At 72.2% G+C, this 18,761-nt stretch carries 18 protein-coding genes and 1 riboswitch; of the genes, 5 read left to right on the forward strand and 13 right to left on the reverse strand.

The window, feature by feature from the left end; genetic code table 11:
• Positions 1 to 22: 22 nt before the first annotated feature.
• Together D7044_RS01050 and D7044_RS01055 are read right to left on the reverse strand one after the other, a co-directional pair.
• Positions 23 to 2,119, reverse strand: coding sequence for a M14 family zinc carboxypeptidase (locus D7044_RS01050; RefSeq protein WP_120676530.1), 2,097 nt, complete (start codon positions 2,117 to 2,119; stop codon positions 23 to 25).
• 146 nt (positions 2,120 to 2,265) lie between these two features.
• The gene (locus tag D7044_RS01055) at positions 2,266 to 3,051 is read right to left on the reverse strand and encodes an endonuclease/exonuclease/phosphatase family protein (RefSeq protein ID WP_120687664.1); all 786 of its coding nucleotides are present in this window, start codon (positions 3,049 to 3,051) and stop codon (positions 2,266 to 2,268) included.
• Positions 3,052 to 3,269: 218 nt separating this feature from the next.
• Between D7044_RS01055 and D7044_RS01060 the strand changes: the two genes are divergently transcribed.
• A complete protein-coding gene (locus D7044_RS01060) occupies positions 3,270 to 4,043 on the forward strand; it encodes a sulfite exporter TauE/SafE family protein (protein WP_267900759.1) in 774 nt (257 codons plus the stop codon).
• Position 4,044: 1 nt separating this feature from the next.
• The gene (locus D7044_RS01065; protein ID WP_120687665.1) at positions 4,045 to 4,818 is read left to right on the forward strand and encodes a GNAT family N-acetyltransferase; all 774 of its coding nucleotides are present in this window, start codon (positions 4,045 to 4,047) and stop codon (positions 4,816 to 4,818) included.
• A gap of 29 nt (positions 4,819 to 4,847) precedes the next feature.
• Here D7044_RS01065 and def read toward each other — a convergent pair whose 3' ends face one another.
• Positions 4,848 to 5,357 carry a peptide deformylase gene (def, locus tag D7044_RS01070; protein ID WP_120676525.1) on the reverse strand — a complete coding sequence of 170 codons (510 nt, stop codon included), beginning with the start codon at positions 5,355 to 5,357 and terminating at the stop codon, positions 4,848 to 4,850.
• Positions 5,358 to 5,367: 10 nt separating this feature from the next.
• Complete coding sequence (locus D7044_RS01075; protein ID WP_120687666.1) at positions 5,368 to 6,138, reverse strand: TetR/AcrR family transcriptional regulator; 771 nt, start codon at positions 6,136 to 6,138, stop codon at positions 5,368 to 5,370.
• 177 nt (positions 6,139 to 6,315) lie between these two features.
• On the opposite strand from D7044_RS01075, the gene pip reads away from it, so the two are divergent.
• Complete coding sequence (gene pip / locus D7044_RS01080) at positions 6,316 to 7,260, forward strand: prolyl aminopeptidase (protein WP_120687667.1); 945 nt, start codon at positions 6,316 to 6,318, stop codon at positions 7,258 to 7,260.
• Between the two features lie 110 nt (positions 7,261 to 7,370).
• On the opposite strand, the gene D7044_RS01085 is transcribed toward pip, so the two are convergent.
• Positions 7,371 to 8,540, reverse strand: a complete 1,170-nt coding sequence (locus tag D7044_RS01085; RefSeq protein ID WP_120687668.1) for a chorismate-binding protein — start codon at positions 8,538 to 8,540, stop codon at positions 7,371 to 7,373.
• Positions 8,541 to 8,687: 147 nt separating this feature from the next.
• On the opposite strand from D7044_RS01085, the gene D7044_RS01090 reads away from it, so the two are divergent.
• Positions 8,688 to 8,888, forward strand: a complete 201-nt coding sequence (locus D7044_RS01090) for a DUF5999 family protein (RefSeq protein WP_120676517.1) — start codon at positions 8,688 to 8,690, stop codon at positions 8,886 to 8,888.
• Between the two features lie 115 nt (positions 8,889 to 9,003).
• Here the strand turns inward: D7044_RS01090 and gcvP are convergent, their stop codons facing one another.
• Entirely contained in the window at positions 9,004 to 11,823 is a 2,820-nt protein-coding gene (gene gcvP, locus D7044_RS01095) for an aminomethyl-transferring glycine dehydrogenase (protein ID WP_120687669.1), read from the reverse strand.
• 76 nt (positions 11,824 to 11,899) lie between these two features.
• A riboswitch (glycine riboswitch) is annotated at positions 11,900 to 11,997 on the reverse strand.
• A 107-nt stretch (positions 11,998 to 12,104) separates the two neighbouring features.
• The gene (locus D7044_RS01100) at positions 12,105 to 12,962 is read right to left on the reverse strand and encodes an NAD-dependent protein deacetylase (RefSeq protein WP_120687889.1); all 858 of its coding nucleotides are present in this window, start codon (positions 12,960 to 12,962) and stop codon (positions 12,105 to 12,107) included.
• A gap of 66 nt (positions 12,963 to 13,028) precedes the next feature.
• Here D7044_RS01100 and D7044_RS01105 point away from each other — a divergent pair, with 66 nt between their 5' ends.
• Positions 13,029 to 13,679, forward strand: a complete 651-nt coding sequence (locus tag D7044_RS01105; RefSeq protein WP_120687670.1) for an NAD(P)H-binding protein — start codon at positions 13,029 to 13,031, stop codon at positions 13,677 to 13,679.
• Between the two features lie 16 nt (positions 13,680 to 13,695).
• Here the strand turns inward: D7044_RS01105 and D7044_RS01110 are convergent, their stop codons facing one another.
• The 6 genes from D7044_RS01110 to ftsR form a co-directional block, all read right to left on the reverse strand.
• On the reverse strand, positions 13,696 to 14,379 hold the full coding sequence (locus D7044_RS01110) for a DivIVA domain-containing protein (protein ID WP_120676511.1): 684 nt from the start codon (positions 14,377 to 14,379) through the stop codon (positions 13,696 to 13,698).
• Between the two features lie 52 nt (positions 14,380 to 14,431).
• A complete protein-coding gene (locus D7044_RS01115; protein ID WP_120687671.1) occupies positions 14,432 to 15,607 on the reverse strand; it encodes a globin domain-containing protein in 1,176 nt (391 codons plus the stop codon).
• Positions 15,608 to 15,609: 2 nt separating this feature from the next.
• The gene (locus D7044_RS01120; protein WP_120676507.1) at positions 15,610 to 16,008 is read right to left on the reverse strand and encodes a group I truncated hemoglobin; all 399 of its coding nucleotides are present in this window, start codon (positions 16,006 to 16,008) and stop codon (positions 15,610 to 15,612) included.
• 581 nt (positions 16,009 to 16,589) lie between these two features.
• Positions 16,590 to 17,186 (reverse strand): MerR family transcriptional regulator, encoded by a 597-nt coding sequence (locus D7044_RS01125; RefSeq protein ID WP_120676505.1) that lies wholly within the window; start codon positions 17,184 to 17,186, stop codon positions 16,590 to 16,592.
• Positions 17,187 to 17,390: 204 nt separating this feature from the next.
• The gene (locus D7044_RS01130) at positions 17,391 to 17,855 is read right to left on the reverse strand and encodes a bifunctional nuclease family protein (RefSeq protein ID WP_120676503.1); all 465 of its coding nucleotides are present in this window, start codon (positions 17,853 to 17,855) and stop codon (positions 17,391 to 17,393) included.
• 183 nt (positions 17,856 to 18,038) lie between these two features.
• Positions 18,039 to 18,740: a transcriptional regulator FtsR gene (ftsR, locus tag D7044_RS01135; protein WP_199716433.1), complete on the reverse strand. Its 702-nt coding sequence runs from the start codon at positions 18,738 to 18,740 to the stop codon at positions 18,039 to 18,041.
• Positions 18,741 to 18,761: the final 21 nt, after the last annotated feature.

An 18,761-nucleotide genomic window follows, 5' to 3' on the forward strand; every position in this document is an offset into this window, starting at 1 on the left:
CGGCACGTTCATCGGGTGGGTGTCACAGGGTGGCGCACTGGCCGGCGCGGGGGCCGGTCACGGTGTTGCGGATGTTGAGGTTGGTCGGTGCGGTGGTGTTGCCGGCGCAGGCCAGCGGGCCGGTGACCCGGGTGCCGGCGAGCAGCGGCTGGTTGGTGGTGCGGTTGGCGGAGAGGTCGACCGGGCCGGTGACGTTGAGGTCGATCAGGGAGATCGCGTCGGTGGTGCCGGTGACCCGGAGCGGGCCGGTGATCTTGCTGTTGGCGAGCAGGACGCCGGCGGCGCTGGTGGCGTTGACCGGTCCGGTGATGGTGGTGTCGGTGGCGACGAGCGTCGCGCCGGGGCGGACGGTGACGGGGCCGGTGACGGTGGCGTCGTCCAGGCAGGCGAAGCCGGTGATCGTGAGCGGCCCGGTGTGGCGGCCGGTGCGGGTCGGGTAGACGCGCTCGCCGTCGACGAGGTTCTCCACGCCGACTGCGTCGAGCAGGAGCGGGATCAGGCCTCGTTCGGGCTGGTTGAGGGGGACGTAGTAGCCGTCGGCGGCCTTGACGACCTTCCAGCCGTGGTCGGCGATGCGCTCGGCGGCGGTGGTGACGGCGCCGGTGGGGCCGTCGGTGCGGGGGCCGTGGTACTGCTCCTCGGTGAGCTTGTAGGCGCAGGGGGCGTTGTCGAGGATGAGGTCGGCCGGCGGGGCGTCGATCGGCGGCGGGCTGCTGCCGGGGTGCGGGGCCGGGTGGGCGGCGATGGGTCGGGAGCCGCGGAAGACGAGGCGGCCGGTGTTGGCGGCCTGGAAGGTGATGGCGTCGGCGCGGGCCTGGGTGATGTCGGTCAGCTTGGCGCGGTGGTAGTCGAGGAACTGCTGGAAGGTCCAGAGGGCGGAGAAGGTCTTGCGGCGGCGGTTGTTGGCCGCGTTGCCCTCGTCGGGGCGGGTCTGTCCGCCGGAGCTGCGCAGTTCGAGCAGCGAGTTGACGACGTTCTTGAGGCCGAGGGTGTTGCGGAGGATGGTTTCCTCGCCGAGGCCGACGTTGCCGCCGCCGTCGCAGCCGTAGGGGCAGGGCCACCAGCCGGCTTCGGCGCCTTCGCGGTACATGTGGCCTTCGATCATGTCCATGGACTCGTCGAAGATGGGCTGGGCGACGTTCTGGTGGCGCGGGGGCAGCATGGGCAGGTCGCCGGCGCGGGAGTTGCCGTACTCGTGGCCGTCGTAGCCGGCGACGGGCCGGTAGTCGCGGACCATCTTGACGTACGCGGCGGTCTCCGGCTGGCGGATGAGCGAGTAGTCGCGGTTGAGGTCCTGGCCGGTGGAGTTGCCGCGGGTGTTGGCGGCGCGGCCGTCACCGTTGATGGTGGGGACGATCAGGACGGTGGTGTGGCTGAGCAGGTCGGTGACGCGCGGGTCGGTGCTGAAGGCGAGTTGCCGGGCCATGATGAGGCAGGCTTCGCGGTCGCCGGGCTCGTTGCCGTGGACGTTGCAGTTGATGGCCGCGGGTGAGGTGGCGGCGACGGCTTCCGGGGTGGCCGCGGGGGCCGGGTAGCCGATGACGAACATGTTGATCGGCCGGTTCTGGATGGTGCGGCCGATCTCGACGACGCGGACCCGGTCGCTGAGTTCGTCGATGGCGGCGGTGTAGGCGTACTCGTCGGTGTCGCTGGTGTACTGGGCGCCGTGGGTGGTCTCCCACTGGGTGCGCAGCCGCTCGCCGGGGGTGTCGGGGTTGCCCCAGGGGGCGGTGGTGGTGCCGACGACCGCTTCGGAGTAGGGCAGTTCGGTGGTGTCGATGCGGGCGCGTACCCGCCACTGGAACCGGTCGCCGGGGTTGAAGCCGGCGTCGGCGAAGGTGGGTGACTCCTGGTTGATCTGCCGGTTGGGGCGCCAGATCCCGACGATGGTGGGGGTGCCGGTGGGGTTGTCGGCGCTGTCGACGGGGGTGCGTTCGATCTGGTAGTCGGTGGCTCCGTCGACGGGCTGCCAGGCGAGGGTGGTGTAGCCGTCGGCCTGGCGGATGGTGAGGTCGGTGACCTGGTTGGGTTCGGCGGCGTTGGCCGGCCCGGCGATGGTGATGAGGCTGGCGGTGAGGAGTGTGGACAGTGCGATGAGAACAGCGCGGTGGCGTCTCACATGGCCTCCATGGCGATGTACTGGTTGACCGTGTCTGGGTTTGGACCAGCATGATCGTCATGGATTCTCGAATCAACGATCTTGAGGGAATCTTGCGTCTCGATGTGCGGTAAGGGGCCCGCTCCCCTGCTGGCGCTGACGGTTGGTCAGCCGAGGTCGACCAGGAGCGGGCGGTGGTCGGAGATGGTGGACAGCGGGGTGGTGACGGCGGTGACCGGCGGGAGTCGGCGCAGGGCGTGCCGGTCACCGAGGACGTGGTCGAGCTGTACGCGGGGTTCGCCGGCCGGGTAGGTGGGGCGGCGGCCCAGTGGTCGCCAGCCGGAGACGACGCGGACGACGCCCGCGGGCAGGTTGAGGTCGCCGAGCAGGATCCGGGGGGCGGGTAGGGCGCGTAGCGCGCGGACGACCTGGCGGAGTTGGCGCAGGTTCCAGCCGGGCACGAAGGACAGGTGCGTGGCGGCGGCGGTGAGTGGCCCGTACGGGGTGTCGAGGACGGCGGCGAGCACGACGCGGGGTTCGTCGCGGAGCAGGACGAGGCCGGGGCCGCGGCCGGGGCCGGGGACGTGCACGGGTGAGCGTACGGGCGCGGGGGTGAGGCGGGTGACGCGCCATTTGCGGACGGGGTAGCGGCTGATCAGTCCGATGCCGTAGCAGGGTTCGCCGTGTCCGTCGTCGTCGCCGGTGAGGGGGCGGAAGCCTTCGCCGGGGGTGCCGACGAGGGCGCCGGCGAAGCGGTGGTGGGGTGCGTCGAGTGCGCGGGCGGCGATGGCGGTGAGGTCGAGGTTTCCGCTGCGGCTCTGGTCCCGGTCGACTTCCTGCAGGGCGAGCACGTCGGCGTCGAGGGCGGTGACGGCGGCGGTGAGCCGGTCGGGGTCGACGAGCCCGTCGGTCAGTGATCGACCGTGTAGCAGGTTGAACGTGGCCAGGCGCACTCCTGCACCCTACGACGCCGTGGCAGTCTTGCCGGGTGGTCAAGGGTTTGCTGTGTTCGATGTTGGTGTTCGTGGCGGTGGGGGCGCTGGGGTTGTGGGTGCGTCGCCGCCGTGGTCTTTGACCTCCTCGGTGTGGGGTGGCTGCGGCGCGCCGGGTGTGGGTGAGGCTGGACACAGGCGTGGGCGTCGGTGGTGGGTGGCTGGAAACAATGGCGGCCGTGGAGCCCTCATCGTTGATCACCTTGCTGTCCGCGGCCGCGATGGCCGGCTGGGTGGATGCCGTGGTGGGCGGTGGTGGGCTGCTCCTGTTGCCGGCGTTGCTGGTGGTCGCGCCGGGGCTGCCGGTGGCCACGGCGCTGGGTACGAACAAGCTCGCGGCGATCGCCGGTACGGCGACGGCGGCGGCGACGTACGCGCGGCGCACCAAGATTGACTGGACGGTGACGGGGCCCGCTGCCGGGTTGGCGGTGCTCAGCTCCGGGGTGGGTGCGGTGCTGGCCGGTGCGGTGCCGGCGTCGGCGTACCGGCCGGTGGTGCTCGTGGTGCTGTTGTCGGTGGCGTTGTTCGTGGTGCTGCGGCCCCGGTTGGGGGTGGTGTCGCTTCCGCACCGGCGTACCCCGGCCCGGGTGGCCGCGGCGGTGGTGCTCGCCGGTGTCGGCATCGCTCTCTACGACGGGCTGATCGGTCCGGGTACGGGCACGTTCCTGGTGTTGGCGTTCACGGCGCTGGTCGGGGCGGATTTCGTGCACGGGTCGGCGATGGCGAAGGTGGTCAACGCGGGCACGAACCTGGGCGCGCTGGTGGTGTTCGCGGCGACCGGGCACGTGTGGTGGCTGCTGGGGGCGGGGATGGCGGTGTGCAACGTCGTCGGCGCGGCGGTGGGCGCGCGGATGGCGTTGCGTCGTGGGGCCGGGTTCGTGCGGATCGTGTTGCTGGTGGTGGTGTTGGCGCTGGTCGGCAAGCTCGGCTACGACCAGTGGCTGGCCGGCTGAGGTGCCGGTACGCGCCGAACACGACCGGGTGGTGCTGGCCGGGCTGCTCGGCCGGGATCCGGTGCTGCACGCGTATCAGCTCGGTGACCTGGACGACTTCTTCTGGCCGTACACGTCGTGGTTCCGCCGCGGCGACCAGGTGGCGCTGCTGTATCACGGGGTGGAGCCGCCGACGCTGCTCGCGTTCGCCGGGCCGGAGCACGCCGCCGGGTTGGCGGCGCTGCTCGCCGAGCTGGCCCCGCTGCTGCCGGCCCGGTTGTACGCGCACCTCTCCCCCGGTGCGGCGGCGGCGCTGGCGCCCGCGTTCGACCTGGACGGGCCGGCCGCCCACCTGAAGATGGCGTTGACCGATCCGGCGCGCCTGGCCCGGGTCACCCCGGCCGGGGTGCCGCTGGGCGCGGCGGACCTGCCGCAGCTGCGGGCTCTCTACGCACGGGCGTATCCGGGTAACTGGTTCGATCCGCGGATGGTGGAGACCGGGCAGTACGTGGGGATCCGTGACGGTGGCGCGCTGGTCGCCGTGGCCGGGGTGCACGTCTGGTCGCCGGCGTACGGGGTGGCGGCGTTGGGCAATGTCACCACTGATCCTCTGCTGCGGGGTCGTGGTCTGGGCGCGGCGGTGGTGTCCGCGCTCTGCCGGCGGCTGTGCGACAGCGTCGCGCACGTCACGTTGAACGTTCGGGCCGACAACGTGGCGGCGGTGCGGCTGTACGAGCGGTTGGGGTTCACCCGGGTCGCGGACTACGGCGAGTACACGCTGACCGCCCGGCGCTGAGCCGGTGGCGGCGGGCGGTCAGCGGGGGTTCAGCCGCGGCGGCGCGGCGAGTCGAAGCGGCCGGCGCGGATCTCCCGCAGGGCCCGCCGCCGGGTGTCGCCGCTGAGGGTGTCGACGTAGAGCCGGCCGGCGAGGTGGTCGGTCTCGTGTTGCAGGGCGCGGGCGAGGAATCCGCTGCCGGAGATGGTCAGCGGCTCGCCGTGCTGGTCGAAGCCGTGGGCGGTGGCGTGCAGGGCGCGGCGGGTCGGGAAGTACAGGCCGGGGATGGAGAGGCAGCCCTCGTCGTCGACCTCGGTCTCCTCGGAGAGTTCGATCGTCGGGTTGACCAGGTGGCCGCGGTGCCCGTCGGCGTCGTAGACGAACACCTGGGCGTCGACGCCGATCTGCGGGGCGGCGACACCGGCGCGTCCGGGTTCGCCGAGCAGGGTGTCCATCAGGTCGCCGACGAGGGCGCGTAGTTCGGCGTCGAAGCTGGTCACCGGCGCGCACGAGGTGCGCAGCACGGGGTCGCCGATGATCCGGATGGGGCGCATGGTCATGTCGGCAAGATTATCCGGCGGTGCGGCGGCCGCGGATGAGCACCTCGATGCCGTCGAGGATGCGCGCCAGGCCGAACTCGAACGCCCGTACGGGGTCGCCGGCGGCCTGGTACTCCTGGCCGGCGGCCGCGCCGACCCGGGCGGCGAGGGGGAAGCGGTGGGGGTCCATCGCCTTCTCCAGGTAGGGGGCGTGGGCGTGCCACCACTGTTGTTCGGTCAGGCCGGTGCGTTCGGCGGCCTGGGCCTGTTCGACGGCGCCGCGGACGGCGCCGTGGACGAACCCGCCGACGAGGGTGAGCACGGCGTCCATCTCGAGGTCGGTGAGGCCGATGCCGTCCACGGCGCGCAGCTCGCGTTCGTAGCGGGCGATCAGGTTGGGGCCCAGGGGTGGGCGGCTGGTGGCGACCTGCAGCAGCCACGGGTGGCGCAGGTACAGCGCCCAGGTCTGCTGGGCGAGGTCTTCCAGCCGGTCGCGCCAGGTGTCGCCGGTGGGCTCACCGGTGAGGGTCTCGCCGTAGGCGGTGTCGAGCATCAGGTCGAGCAGTTCGCCCTTGCCGGGTACGTGCGTGTAGAGCGACATGGTGCCGACGGCGAGGCGTTCGGCGACGCGGCGCATGGACAGCGCGCCGAGCCCTTCGGCGTCGGCCAGGTCGATGGCGGCGCGGATGATCCGCTCGACGCTCAGGTCGGCGCGGCCCTTGCGGCTGGCGGGTTCGCGGGTTCGCCAGAGCAGGGCGAGGCTGCGCGCGGGGTCACCGGTGCCGCTGTACTCCGTGGTCACGTCCGGTGACTCTACCGCCGCCCGGACGTACGCCGTACGGCGCCGGGGTCGGCGGTCTGTGGGGGCGCGGCGGTCGGCGCGCGACGGCGGCCAGGGTGGCCATGGTGGCCGCCGCAATGACCGGAACGGAGTTCACACCGCTAACGTAACGGCGCTGTCGTCTCTGGGGAGGGCCGGATGTATCCACTGGTGGAGCCGTACGCCCACGGCATGCTCGACGTCGGCGACGGCCAGCACCTCTACTGGGAGACCTGCGGCAACCCGCAGGGCGTACCGGCGGTGGTGCTGCACGGCGGTCCCGGCTCCGGGGCCACGCCCGGCTGGCGGCGCTACTTCGACCCGGCCCGCTACCGGGTGCTCCTGTTCGACCAGCGGGGCTGCGGACGCAGCCGCCCGGACGCCGCCGACCCGCACGTCGACCTCTCCGTCAACACCACCGCTCACCTGATCGCCGACATCGAACGGCTGCGCGAGCACCTCGACGTGGACCGGTGGCTGGTGCTCGGCGCGTCGTGGGGCTCCACCCTCGCCCTGGCGTACGCCCAGCGTCACCCGGATCGGGTCAGCGCGATGGTGCTGTTCAGCGTGGTCACCACCAGCCCCGGTGAGGTCGAGTGGATCACGCGGGAGATGGGCCGGATCTTCCCCGCCGAGTGGGCCCGTTTCCGCGACGGCGTGCCGGCGGCCGACCGCGACGGTGACCTGGCCGACGCGTACGCCCGGCTGCTGGCCGACCCGGACCCGGCCGTCGGGGAGCGGGCCGCCCGCGACTGGTGCGCCTGGGACGACACCCATGTGCGCACGGTCCCCGGCGCCGGTCCGGACCCCCGCTTCGAGGATCCCGAGTTCCGGATGCGTTCGGCCCGGCTGGTCACCCACTACTGGCGCAACGCCGCGTTTTTGCCCGACGGGCAGCTGCAGCGCGACGCGCACCTGCTGGCCGGGGTGCCCGGGGTGCTGCTGCACGGCCGGCTGGACATCAGCAGCCCGCCGGTCATCGCGTGGCAGCTGGCGCAGGCCTGGCCGGATGCGCGCCTGGAGCTGGTCGAGGCCGCCGGTCACGGCGCCGGACGCGGCATCGGCGAGCGGGTCGTCGCCGCGCTGGACGACTTCGCCCGCTGAGCAACCCACGCTCGACACCGCGACCGCGCGCGGCGGTCGACGCAGGAGCGGCTCGCGCTGCTCCGCAAGGCCGACCTGATCGCCCGGGAACGCAGGGAGGGCGTGCCGGGTCAGCCGGCGAGGGCGGCGCGCACCGGGAGGCTCTTCGCGGCGGCCTCGGCGACCTCCGCCTGCGGGTCGCTGTCCCAGGTGATGCCGCCCCCGGCCCACACGTGCAGCCGCTGGCCGTCGGCGGCGGCGGTGCGGATGGTCAGCCCCAGGTCGATCCGGCCGGGGGCCACCCAGCCGAGCGCGCCCATGCCGGCGCCGCGGCCGACGGGTTCCAGGGCGGCGATCTGTTCCAGGGCGGCGCGTTTCGGCGCCCCGGTGACCGAGCCGCCGGGGCAGACCGCGCGCAGCAGGTCGGCCAGGCCCAGCCCGTCGGCGACGACCGCGGAGATCGTCGACTCGGCCTGCCACAGGTCGCACCAGCGGCGTACCGCGAAGAGCTGGTCCACCCGCACGGTGCCGGTGCGGGCGACGCGGGCCAGGTCGTTGCGTTCCAGGTCGACGATCATCACGTGTTCGGCGCGTTCCTTCGCGCTGGCCCGCAGCTCCCGCGCGCCGGCGGCGGTGGCCGGGCGGGTGCCCTTGATGGGTCGGGTGACCAGCCGGCCGTCGGTGAGTTCGATGAGCGTCTCCGGGGAGGCGCAGCCGATCGCCCAGCCCGCGCCGGTCAGCGTGCCGCCGTAGCGGGCGCCGGGTAGCGCGCCGAGCCGGGTGAGGGCCGGCAGCGGATCGCCGGTGTAGCGGGCGGCGGCGTGCCCGACCACGTTGACCTGGTAGACGTCGCCGCGGCCGATGGCCTGGCGGACCGCCTCGACGGCTTCGGCGTGCTGCGTCGGGGTCCAGCTCTCCCGCCAGTCGCCGAGCCGCCAGGGTCCGGCGGCCGGCGGCGGTGGTGGTGGCGGTGCGTCGGTGTGTCCGTACACCACCACGGCGATCTCCGGCAGCGCCGGCGAGGGGGTCGGCGCACCGGCCGGCGCGCCGCCGATCAGCGCGCCCGCCGCGGCCGAGACGTAGAGGGCGGCGCCGCAGGGACCGTCCGGGTCGTGGTCGGGGGCGGGGCGGGCCAGGTCGTCCAGCGGCAGGCCGTGCGCGGCGAGGAACTCCTGCACGTCGGCGGCGGGGTCACCGCCGTCGCTGGGGCGCCACTGCCAGCGCGCCCGTTCGACCAGGGTACGGCGGCAGCCGGCGGGCGCCGCCGGAACATCGATCGCTGCTACTGAAAGCGTGTCCACGCCGACTGGCCCATTCTTCCTCGTCCGTTCAGCGGATTTCCCGACTCGCCCGCGTGGACCTGCTCGATGCGGACCACTTTTGCTTGGTACTGTGCGTCACTGGTCATGTGAACCATGACACAGTGCCCCCACAGTCCGGAGAACCCGATGTGCCAGCACCAACCCACCTGCCCCTCCGCCGACGCCGTTGATCGGGAAGCCGCCCGGGTCCTCGCCTGCTTCCATGAGCAGGGCTGGAGCCTGCTCTGCAACGGCGTGATCGTCTTCGAGGACACCGGCGAACTGCTCCCCGACGGCAGCTGCATCGCCCCGCACCGCGGCCCCGCCCGACACGCCCTCGTCGCCTGAGCGACCACACAGCGTCACCGCACGTCCGTCGACCAGGCTAGCCCCGATCCGGGGCCGCCGCGGCCGGGTCGACGACGCCGGGGCGGTGCGATCCGACCGCCCCGGCTCGCCGCGATCAGTCCTCGAACGCCTCCGGCGACGGGCACGAGCAGACCAGGTTCCGGTCGCCGTACGCGCCGTCGATGCGCCGCACCGGCGGCCAGTACTTACCGGCCCGGTCCACCCCGGCCGGGTACGCGCCCACCGACCGCGGGTACGGGTGCGGCCACTCGTCACCGGTGACCATCGCCGCGGTGTGCGGCGCGTTGGACAGCGGGTTGTCCCCCGCCGGCCACCGCCCGGCAGCCACCTCGTCGATCTCCGCCCGGATGGCGATCATCGCGTCGCAGAACCGGTCCAGCTCACCCAGGTCCTCGCTCTCGGTGGGCTCCACCATGAGCGTCCCGGCCACCGGGAACGACATCGTGGGCGCGTGGAAGCCGTAGTCGATCAGCCGCTTCGCCACGTCGTCGACGCTTACCCCGGTCGCCTTCGTCAACGGACGCAGGTCGAGGATGCACTCGTGGGCCACCAGGCCCTTGTTGCCGGAGTACAGCACCGGGTAGTGGTTACGCAGCCGCGCCGCCACGTAGTTCGCGGCCAGCACCGCCACCCCGGTGGCCCGCGACAGCCCCTCCGCGCCCATCATCCGCAGGTACGCCCACGGAATCGGCAGGATCCCCGCCGACCCGTACCGGGCCGCCGAGATCGCCGGCGAGCCGTCGGCCCGCTCCCCCGCCGGGTCACCCGGCAGGTACGGGGCCAGGTGCGCGCGCACCGCCACCGGACCCACCCCCGGGCCGCCGCCGCCGTGCGGGATGCAGAACGTCTTGTGCAGGTTCAGGTGCGACACGTCCGCCCCGAACTTCCCCGGCTTCGCGAACCCGACCAGGGCGTTGAGGTTCGCCCCGTCGACGTACACCTGACCGCCCGCGTCGTGGACCTTCGCGCAGAGCTGCGCGATGCCCGTCTCGTACACCCCGTGCGTCGACGGGTACGTCACCATGATCGCGGCGAGCGTCTCCCGATGCTTGTCGATCTTCGCGTCGAGGTCGACCAGGTCGACGTTGCCGTCCTCGTCGCAGGCCACCACGACCACCCGCATCCCGGCCATCACGGCGCTGGCCGCGTTGGTGCCGTGCGCCGACGACGGGATCAGACACACGTCCCGGTGCCCCTCACCCCGGGCCCGGTGGTACGCGCGGATCGCCAGTAGCCCCGCCAGCTCCCCCTGCGAACCGGCGTTGGGCTGCACGCTGACCGCGTCGTAGCCGGTCACCTCGGCCAGCCACCCCTCCAGCTGGCTGATCATCTCCCGGTAGCCGGTGGTCTGCTCCGCCGGCGCGAACGGGTGGATGTGCGCGAACTCGGCCCAGCTGACCGGCTCCATCTCGGTGGTCGCGTTCAGCTTCATCGTGCACGACCCCAGCGGGATCATGCCCCGGTCCAGGGCGTAGTCGAAGTCGGCCAGCCGGCGCAGGTAGCGCAGCATCGCCGTCTCCGAGTGGTGGCTGTTGAACACCGGGTGGGTCAGGAACTCCGAGGTGCGGGCCAGCGCCGCCGGCAGCGCGGCGTCGACGTCCCCGTCGACCCCGGCCACCCCGAACGCCGCCCACACCGCCGCCACGTGCGCGCCGGTGGTCGTCTCGTCGCAGGAGACCCCGACCCGGTCGGCGTCGACCAGCCGCAGGTTCACCCCCCGCTCGGCGGCCGCGGCGACGACCTCGGCGGCCCGGCCGGGCACCGTCGCGGTGACGGTGTCGAAGAACGCGACGTCCGCGACGTCCACCCCGCCGGCGCGCAGGCCGGCCGCGAGCCGGGCCGCCATCTCGTGGGTACGCCGGGCGATGGCCCGCAGCCCGTCCGGGCCGTGGTACACGGCGTACATGCCGGCCATCACGGCGAGCAGCACCTGCGCGGTGCAGATGTTGCTGGTCGCCTTCTCCCGCCGGATGTGCTGCTCCCGGGTCTGCAACGCCAGCCGGTACGCCCGGTTGCCGTCCGCGTCCTTCGACACGCCGACCAGCCGGCCCGGCAGCATCCGCTCCAACCCCGAACGCACCGCCAGGTAACCGGCGTGCGGGCCACCGAAGCCCATCGGCACACCGAAACGCTGGGTGGTGCCCGCGGCGATGTCCGCGCCGATCTCCCCCGGCGCGCACAGCAGCGTCAACGCCAGCAGGTCCGCGGCGACGGTCACCACCGCCCCGGCGGCGTGCGCCGCGTCGACCAGGCCCGCGTGGTCGCGCACCGCACCGGACGCCCCCGGGTACTGCAGGTGCAGGCCGAACAGCTCACCCGGCAGGGGTTCGGTCGCCAGGTCCAGCACCCGCACCTCGAGGCCGAGCGGCTCCGCCCGGCTGCTGATCACCGCGATGGTCTGCGGCAGCGCGTCGGCGTCGACCACGTACACGTTGCTCTTGCTCTTCGACGCGCGCCGCGCCAAGGTCATCGCCTCGGCCGCGGCGGTGCCCTCGTCGAGCATCGACGCGTTCGCGGTGGCCAGCCCGGTCAGGTCGGTGACCATGGTCTGGAAGTTCAGCAGCGCCTCCAGCCGGCCCTGGCTGATCTCCGGCTGGTACGGCGTGTACGCCGTGTACCAGGCCGGATCCTCCAGCACGTTACGGCGGATCACACCCGGGGTGTGCGTGCCGTGGTACCCCAGACCGATCATGGAAACGGCGACGGTGTTGCGGGAGGCGAGCGCCCGCAGCTCGGCGAGCGCCTCTGCCTCGGTCGCCGGGTCCGGCAGGTCCAGGGTGCCGTGCCAGCGGATCACCTCGGGGATCGCCGCGTCCATCAACTCGTCGATGGAGCTGTGGCCGACGGTCTCCAACATCCGGCGCTCGTCGTCCGGGCCGGGGCCGATGTGACGGGTGGCGAACTCTGCGGTCATGGGCTGCGCTCCCGGGGGGCGAGGTCGAACAGGTCGGCCTCCCCCTCTGTCGCGCCCCGTGCAGCGCTCCACAGTGCCTGCCCACGAGGTCCTTTTGCCTGAGAGGTTCCGGGGAGGATTTGCCCCTTCGGCGCCGCCCGGGTACAGCTGGGCGGTCTCTCCCCCGTGGGTGTTACCGGCATGGTCAACGCTACCAGCGCTCGGGTTTCCGCCAGATTTCGTACCCCGGCCACGTGATCTTGCGCGCGGGTCCGGCCGGTGCCGTCCCGCGCGGGCGGGCCTCAGCCGGCGGCCACCGGCGTGACCGGCGTCACCGCCGCCGCGTCGACCGCCCGATCGGCCAGCGCGGGCAGCACGCGACCCAACGCCGCGTCCACGGTCAACGACGCGTACGCGTCCCCGCGGGTGGCCCCCTGGTTGACGATCACCACGGGGATGCCGAGCTTCGCCGCCCGCAGCACGAACCGCCGCCCCGACATCACCGTCAGCGACGAACCCAGCACCAGCAGCAGCCGGGCCCGCTCCACCAGGGCGAAGCAGCTCGCCACCCGCGGCGCCGGCACCGTCTCCCCGAAGAACACCACGTCCGGCTTCAACGTCCCCCCGCCGCAGACCGTGCAGTCCACCACGTGGAACCCGGCCTCCTGCGCGTCGTCGAGCTCCACGTCACCGTCGGGGTTCACCGCCGCGACCCGCGCCGCGAAATCCGGATTCGCCTCCCGCAGCCGCCGGTCCAGCTCCTCCCGGGAGACCCGGTTGCCGCAGTCCAGGCAGACCACCACGTCCAGACGACCGTGCAGCTCTACCACCTCGCGGCTGCCCGCCGCCGTGTGCAACCCGTCCACGTTCTGAGTGATCACCGCGTCGACCAGGCCGCCGTGCTGCAACCGGGCCACCGCCCGATGCCCGTCGTTCGGCCACGCGCGGGCCATCAGCCGCCACCCCACGTGGCTGCGCGCCCAGTAGCGGCGCCGCGCCAGCGGATCCCCCGTGAACGTCTGATACGTCATCGGGGTGTGCCGGCGCGCCGCCCCGCTGGGCCCCCGGTAGTCCGGGATCCCCGACTCGGTCGACAGCCCCGCCCCACTCAACACCACGACACCGCCGCCGCTGACCCGCTCGACCAGCGCGTCGATCATCTCCGTCACGCCTCCATGCTGCCTCAGCGTCCACCGCCGCGCCCACCGGCGGCTAGGTTGGAAGGCATGCGCGTCGTCATCGCCGGAGGACACGGGAAGATCGCCCGCCTGCTGGAACGGGAACTCACCGACCGCGGCGACCACACCGCCGGTCTGATCCGCGACCCCGCCCAGTCCGCCGCGCTGACCGCGGCCGGCGCCCAGCCGATCATCTGCGACCTGGAACACGCGGACGTCACCGAGGTCGCCGCTCACCTCGCCGACGCCGACGCGGTGGTGTTCGCCGCCGGCGCCGGGCCGGGCAGCGGCGCCGCCCGCAAGGACACCGTCGACCGGGCCGCCGCCGTCCTGCTCGCCGACGCCGCGCAGCAGGCCGGCGTCCGCCGCTACCTACTGGTCTCCTCGATGGGCGTGGAAGGTGAGCCGCGGCCCGGCACCGACGCGGTCTTCGCCGCCTACCTGCGGGCCAAGAAAGCCGCCGAGGACGACCTCACCGCCCGAGACCTGGACTGGACGGTGCTGCGACCCGGCCGACTCACCGACGAGCGGCCCACCGGGCGGGTCACCCTGGCGCGGCGGGTGCCCTCCGGCGCGGTCACCCGCGCCGACGTCGCCGGCGTTCTGGTCGCGCTGCTGCACACCCCGGCCACCGCCGGGACGATCCTGGAACTCGTCGCCGGCGACACCCCGATCGCCGAGGCGGTGACCGCAGGCTGACCGGCGACACCGCCGCTCAACGCTGGTGGTGGCGCGGCAACGCGGTCTGCTGCGCCCCGGCCGCCACCGCCTGCCCGACCAGCCGGTCGACAGTACGCGCCAACTGCTCACTGCCGTCGTCGAGGTGCCGCGCCGCCGCCTGCATGTGCGAGATCATCATCTCGCCGAAGATCCGCAGCGCCTCTCGCGTCGCCACGGAGTCGTCGAAGCTCGGCCCGGCGTTGCTGCGGTACTCGTTCACGGCCCGCTCCGCCTCCTGCCTCGCCTCCTCCACCGCGGCCTGCATGTAGCTCTCGTACTGGGTACGGGCGTACTCGGCGACCCGACGCGCGTAGTCGTGCGCCTGCGCGATGATCTGCTCCGCCTCCCGCTGCGCCGCGGAGAGGAGGTTCACCTCCTTCGCCGCCGGCATCGGAGTCGCCGTGTTCTTGCTCGGGATCACCCCGTGCCGGTGCAACTCCACCCGGTCGTTGAGCCGCTCGTTCTCCGCACGAAGGGTCGCGAGCTGCGCCGACAACAGGTCGAGCTCGTCGGCGACCTGCATCCGGAACCGGTCCACGTCGGTGTTGTCGTAGCCGCGGCGGGTGAACGACGCCGAGGAGAACTCCCAGCGGCGCACCCGGTCGGCAGTCATCCGCACCTGGACACCGCCGGACACCTGCTGCATCCCGTCGTACCTGCTGATCGGGGTCGCGCTCACCGCACTGACCTTTCGTTAGCGGCCACGGCCGGCACGAGTCGACTCCTCGCGCTCACCGGGCACCTCGGGAGTTGTCAGGCGCGGACGCATCCAGCGCCGTCCGCCACGCCGGCCCGTACCAGTGCATGCCGAGCCCCTCGTGGTGCAGCTGCCCCGCGTGGTAGCCGGCCCGGCTCAACGTCTGAACGGAGTGACCGACCATCTCGTCGGAACCGCACACGTACACGTGCCGGGACCGCCAGTCACCGTCGGCCAGCGCCCGATCCGCCGCGTGCACGAACTCGCCAGGCCGCTGCGGGTCCGCACCGACCACGTACGTCACCGTCAACCACGGGAACGACGCGGCCAGCTTCTCGATCGCATCCGTGTCGTAGAACTCCAGCCGCGACCGGGCCCCCACGTACAGGTCGACCCGGCGGCCGGAGCCCTCCGCGGCGACCTGCTCCACGATCGACTTCACCGGCGCCCAGCCGGTGCCGCCGGCCAGCAGCAGCAGGTCACTGGCCCCGGCCGAGCGCAACGTCAGCTGGTCGCCCACCGGCGAGGCCAGGTGCAGCTGGTCACCCACCGCCAACCCGTACACCAGGCGGGACGAGACCACACCGCCGGGCGCGGCCCGCACGTGCAGCTCCAACGTGCCGTCCTGCCGCGGCGCGTTCGCCGGCGAGTAGTACCGCCACGACCGCACCGCCGGGTGCGACACCCCGATCGACTGCCCGGGCATGAACGGCAGCAGGTACTGCGGACGCAACGTCAGCACCGCCACGTCGAACGCCCGCCGCTCGTGCGCCACGACCTCGGCCACCCACCACGGCGGGGCCACCGCCTCCGCCGCCTGCGCGGCGTCGATCATCACCTGCGACACCAGCCCGTACGCGCCCGCCCAGTCCTGGGCCAGCTCGTCGGTCCACTGCTCGCCCAGGAAGTGCTGCAACGTGGCCAGCAGCGCCTCACCGACGGCCGGGTAGTGCTCGGGGCGCACCGCGAACTTCCGGTGGTCGGCGCCGAGGTCCTGCAGGAACCCGACGAGCCGGTCGACCTGGTCGACGTTGGTCACGATGTGCGCCAACGCGGTGACCAGCCGATCCCGCTGACCGGCCATGTTCGTGGGGAACATCTGCCGGGTCTCGGGATGGTTCAGGAACAACGCCGAGTAGAAGTAGAGCGGCACCTGGTCGCCGTGCGCGGCGACCAGGGACCAGCTCTGCTTGAGCCGTGCGACGTCCACGTTCAGGCGCCCGGACGGTTCCCGGTGGCCACCACCTGGTCCTGCACCTCACCGAGCACCGTACGCACGTGCGCCAGCACGTCGGCCGGCACCCCGAGCTGCGTCAGCACCTCGGTCAGGTGGGCACCCACCTTCGCGTAGTGCGCGACGGGGATGTTCATCGGCTGGTGCGCCTCGGCCAGGCCGCGGCCGGTGTACTCGTTCGGACCGCCGAGGACCACGGTCAGCATCAGCGCCAGGTGCCGGCGCTGGCCGGTCATGTCCACGTCGGTGAAGTAGCCGGCGAGCTCCGGGTCGGCGAGGACCCGGTCGTAGAACAGCTCGACAGCGGCCTTCACCGAGCTGGCACCGCCGATCCGCTGGTAGTGCGAGACGGGGGTGGTCTCTGACGTAACCGTCACGGTCTTTCCTTCCGAAGTGGAGGGGTGGCGCGAGGGGCAGGCGGTCCGCCGGCGCGACGGGTGACGCCCGGTGGGGCGACACCCGTATCCGGGCCAACCGCGTCAGGGACCATAGCGCGTCAAGCCGTTCCGGTCATGGCCCCCCTATCAAATTCCTGACACTGTCCACCACGGGCAGTGACGAAAACCGCCACCTCATGATCAACCAGAGGCGACTGTGACAGCACCCTCCGTGACCGACATGCGCCGGCCGTCCACAACAGAACCCGCCGACAAACCCGCCCCCCACAGCCGCTTTACCCCTGCTGACCACCGCAGACGGCAGCTGCCCGATCGCCTGACCAGGATCATCCATCCCGCCACAACGGGCTCCACCGCCCGTACGACCAACCCCGCCGAACGGCCGACCACCCGACCCCGCCCACACCCATCTATACGCAGAGTCACCATGAAAATTGCAACAACCATCGGCGCGTCGCACACACCCAACGTCACAGACCCCACCCGCCCAGCCCCGGCGGACACGAAAAAGGCGGGCGCGTCACCCGACGCACCCGCCACGAACCCGCAGCAGAACCCGCTCAGCCCGCCTGTCGACGCGCCCGCCGAGCCGCCAACTCGTCCCCCACCGACTCCGGCGCCACCGCCGGCTCACCGGCCTCCGCAGCCTCTGCGGCCGGCTCCGCCGGCAGATGCGACAGCGAACCCTGGATCTCCTTGAACGCACCACCGATCGCGATGCCGAACACCCCCTGGCCACCCTGCAACAGGTCGACCACCTCTTCCGGGGACCGGCACTCATAGACCGTCGTACCGTCCGAGATCAACGTGATCCCCGCCAGGTCCTCGACACCCCGCGAACGCAGCGCCTCGATCGCCTTACGGATGTTCTGCAACGACACCCCGGCATCCAACAGCCGCTTCACGACCTTCAACACCACCAGGTCGCGGAACGAGTACAACCGCTGCGTACCGGAGCCCGACGCGTCCCGAACACTCGGCACCACCAGACCCGTACGCGCCCAGTAATCCAACTGCCGGTAACTGATACCCACCGCGTGGCAGGCCGTCACACCCCGATAACCCACCGAACCGTCACTATCCGTCGCCGACCACGGCGACGCCACACCCGGCTCGTCCAGCTCCGTACCCGGATCAGAATTCCGCGGCTCGTGCATCCGGACAACCTCCCCGCCCGTGCGGTGCCGCGTCGTTTCCGGGACGCGACCCCTCGACACGGAAACCCTATAGCGACAATCCGGGGTCACCGCGCAGAAACCGTCGCGACACGCCGCGCAGCCAGATAGAAGATCACCACACGAAGCGTGACGTCACCCACCGTGACGTCCGCAGCCGGCGAGCCACAACCGCCCGCCAACCACTCAGCCCGCGAAATCCTCCGGACGCACCTGCTCCAGGAACTCGCGGAACTTCTCCACCTCGTCCTCCTGCTCATCCGGGATCACGATCCCCGCCTCACTGAGGACCTGCTCGGCACAACGAATGGGAGCCCCCACCCGCAACGCCAACGCAATGGAATCGCTCGGCCGGGCCGACACCCGCACCCCGTCCCCGATCAACAGATCGGCGAAGAACACGTTGTCCTTCAACTCAGTGATCTCCACCGCACGCAACGGCGCCTCAAGCGCCGCCAACACATCCCGCAGAAGATCATGCGTCAACGGTCGAGCCGGCTTCACACCCTGCTGCTCGTAAGCGATCGCCGTCGCCTCGACCGCGCCGATCCAAATCGGCAGATAGCGGTCCCCCTCGACCTCCCTGAGCAGGACGATCGGCTGGTTACTGGGCAGCTCCACCCGAACCCCGACCACGCTCAGCTCGCGCACCGCCGCCTCCGTGTCGTTGTCACCTACGCCGCACCGCGCCCTTCCCTGCACGGTACACGGACCGCGACACGGCCGTCCCACGCGCTACCCGCACCACGCCCGCGCCAGAAAGGGGTTACCCCAGCAAGCCTACGACACGCTTCCCGAGAGAGATCTTTCCGCACACCGCCCCGACAACCGGCATCACCGGCCCAACGTCGAACGCAACCCGACCCGCACCAACGCCGCATGCAACTGCTGCGACAACGCCACCAACTCCCGCGCCGTCTCCGCAGCCCGCGCCCGCGCCGCCGGATCACTCTGCCGCACCAACGGCGCCACCAACTGCGCGAACAAACCGACCTCCCGGTCCGCCGCCGTCCGATAACCCCGCAGATGCCGCGGCTCCAAGCCGTACGCCGCCAGACCCGCCACCGCCCCAGCGATGATCAACGCGTCCCCGTCGTACCAACCCGGCGGATCAGACACCACCACACCGAGCCGCTCCAACTCCGCCAGCGTCGACTCGTCCAACCCACTACGAGCCAGCAGATCCGACCGGCCGAGCCGCACCTCCGACGACTCGACCGGCTCATCCGCCTCCCGACCCGGCACCTCACCACCCGGGCCGACCGCCACCAACGTCGGCCGCGACCGACCCGGCACCGCACCACCGGCATCCCACTCGGCCAGCTGCTCCCGAATCACCCGCAACGGCAGATACTGATCCCGCTGCGCGGTCAACACGAACCGCAACCGCGCCACATCGTCCCAGCTGAACTTCCGGTAACCAGCCGCCGTACGCTGCGGCTCGACCAGCCCCTCAGCCTCGAGGAAACGCAACTTCGAAATCGTGACGTCGGGGAAATCCACCCGCAACTGACCCAGCACCTCACCGATGCTCATCAGCGGCTGGGACCGGGCCGC

Source organism: Micromonospora musae (genome assembly GCF_003626635.1).
In the GTDB taxonomy this organism is placed as follows: Bacteria; Actinomycetota; Actinomycetes; order Mycobacteriales; family Micromonosporaceae; genus Micromonospora; species Micromonospora musae.

Bases quoted from the DNA above. Each gene is read 5' to 3' on its own strand.
- ftsR (WP_199716433.1), bottom strand. From the start codon at position 18,740: ATGAGCATCGGTGAGGTGCTGGGTCAGTTGCGGGTGGATTTCCCCGAC.
- D7044_RS01100 (WP_120687889.1), bottom strand. From the start codon at position 12,962: ATGATCGACGCGCTGGTCGAGCGGGTCAGCGGCGGCGGTGTCGTGGTG.
- def (WP_120676525.1), bottom strand. From the start codon at position 5,357: ATGACCATGCGCCCCATCCGGATCATCGGCGACCCCGTGCTGCGCACC.
- gcvP (WP_120687669.1), bottom strand. From the start codon at position 11,823: ATGACCGCAGAGTTCGCCACCCGTCACATCGGCCCCGGCCCGGACGAC.
- D7044_RS01125 (WP_120676505.1), bottom strand. From the start codon at position 17,186: ATGCACGAGCCGCGGAATTCTGATCCGGGTACGGAGCTGGACGAGCCG.
- D7044_RS01105 (WP_120687670.1), top strand. From the start codon at position 13,029: ATGCGCGTCGTCATCGCCGGAGGACACGGGAAGATCGCCCGCCTGCTG.
- pip (WP_120687667.1), top strand. From the start codon at position 6,316: ATGTATCCACTGGTGGAGCCGTACGCCCACGGCATGCTCGACGTCGGC.
- D7044_RS01090 (WP_120676517.1), top strand. From the start codon at position 8,688: ATGTGCCAGCACCAACCCACCTGCCCCTCCGCCGACGCCGTTGATCGG.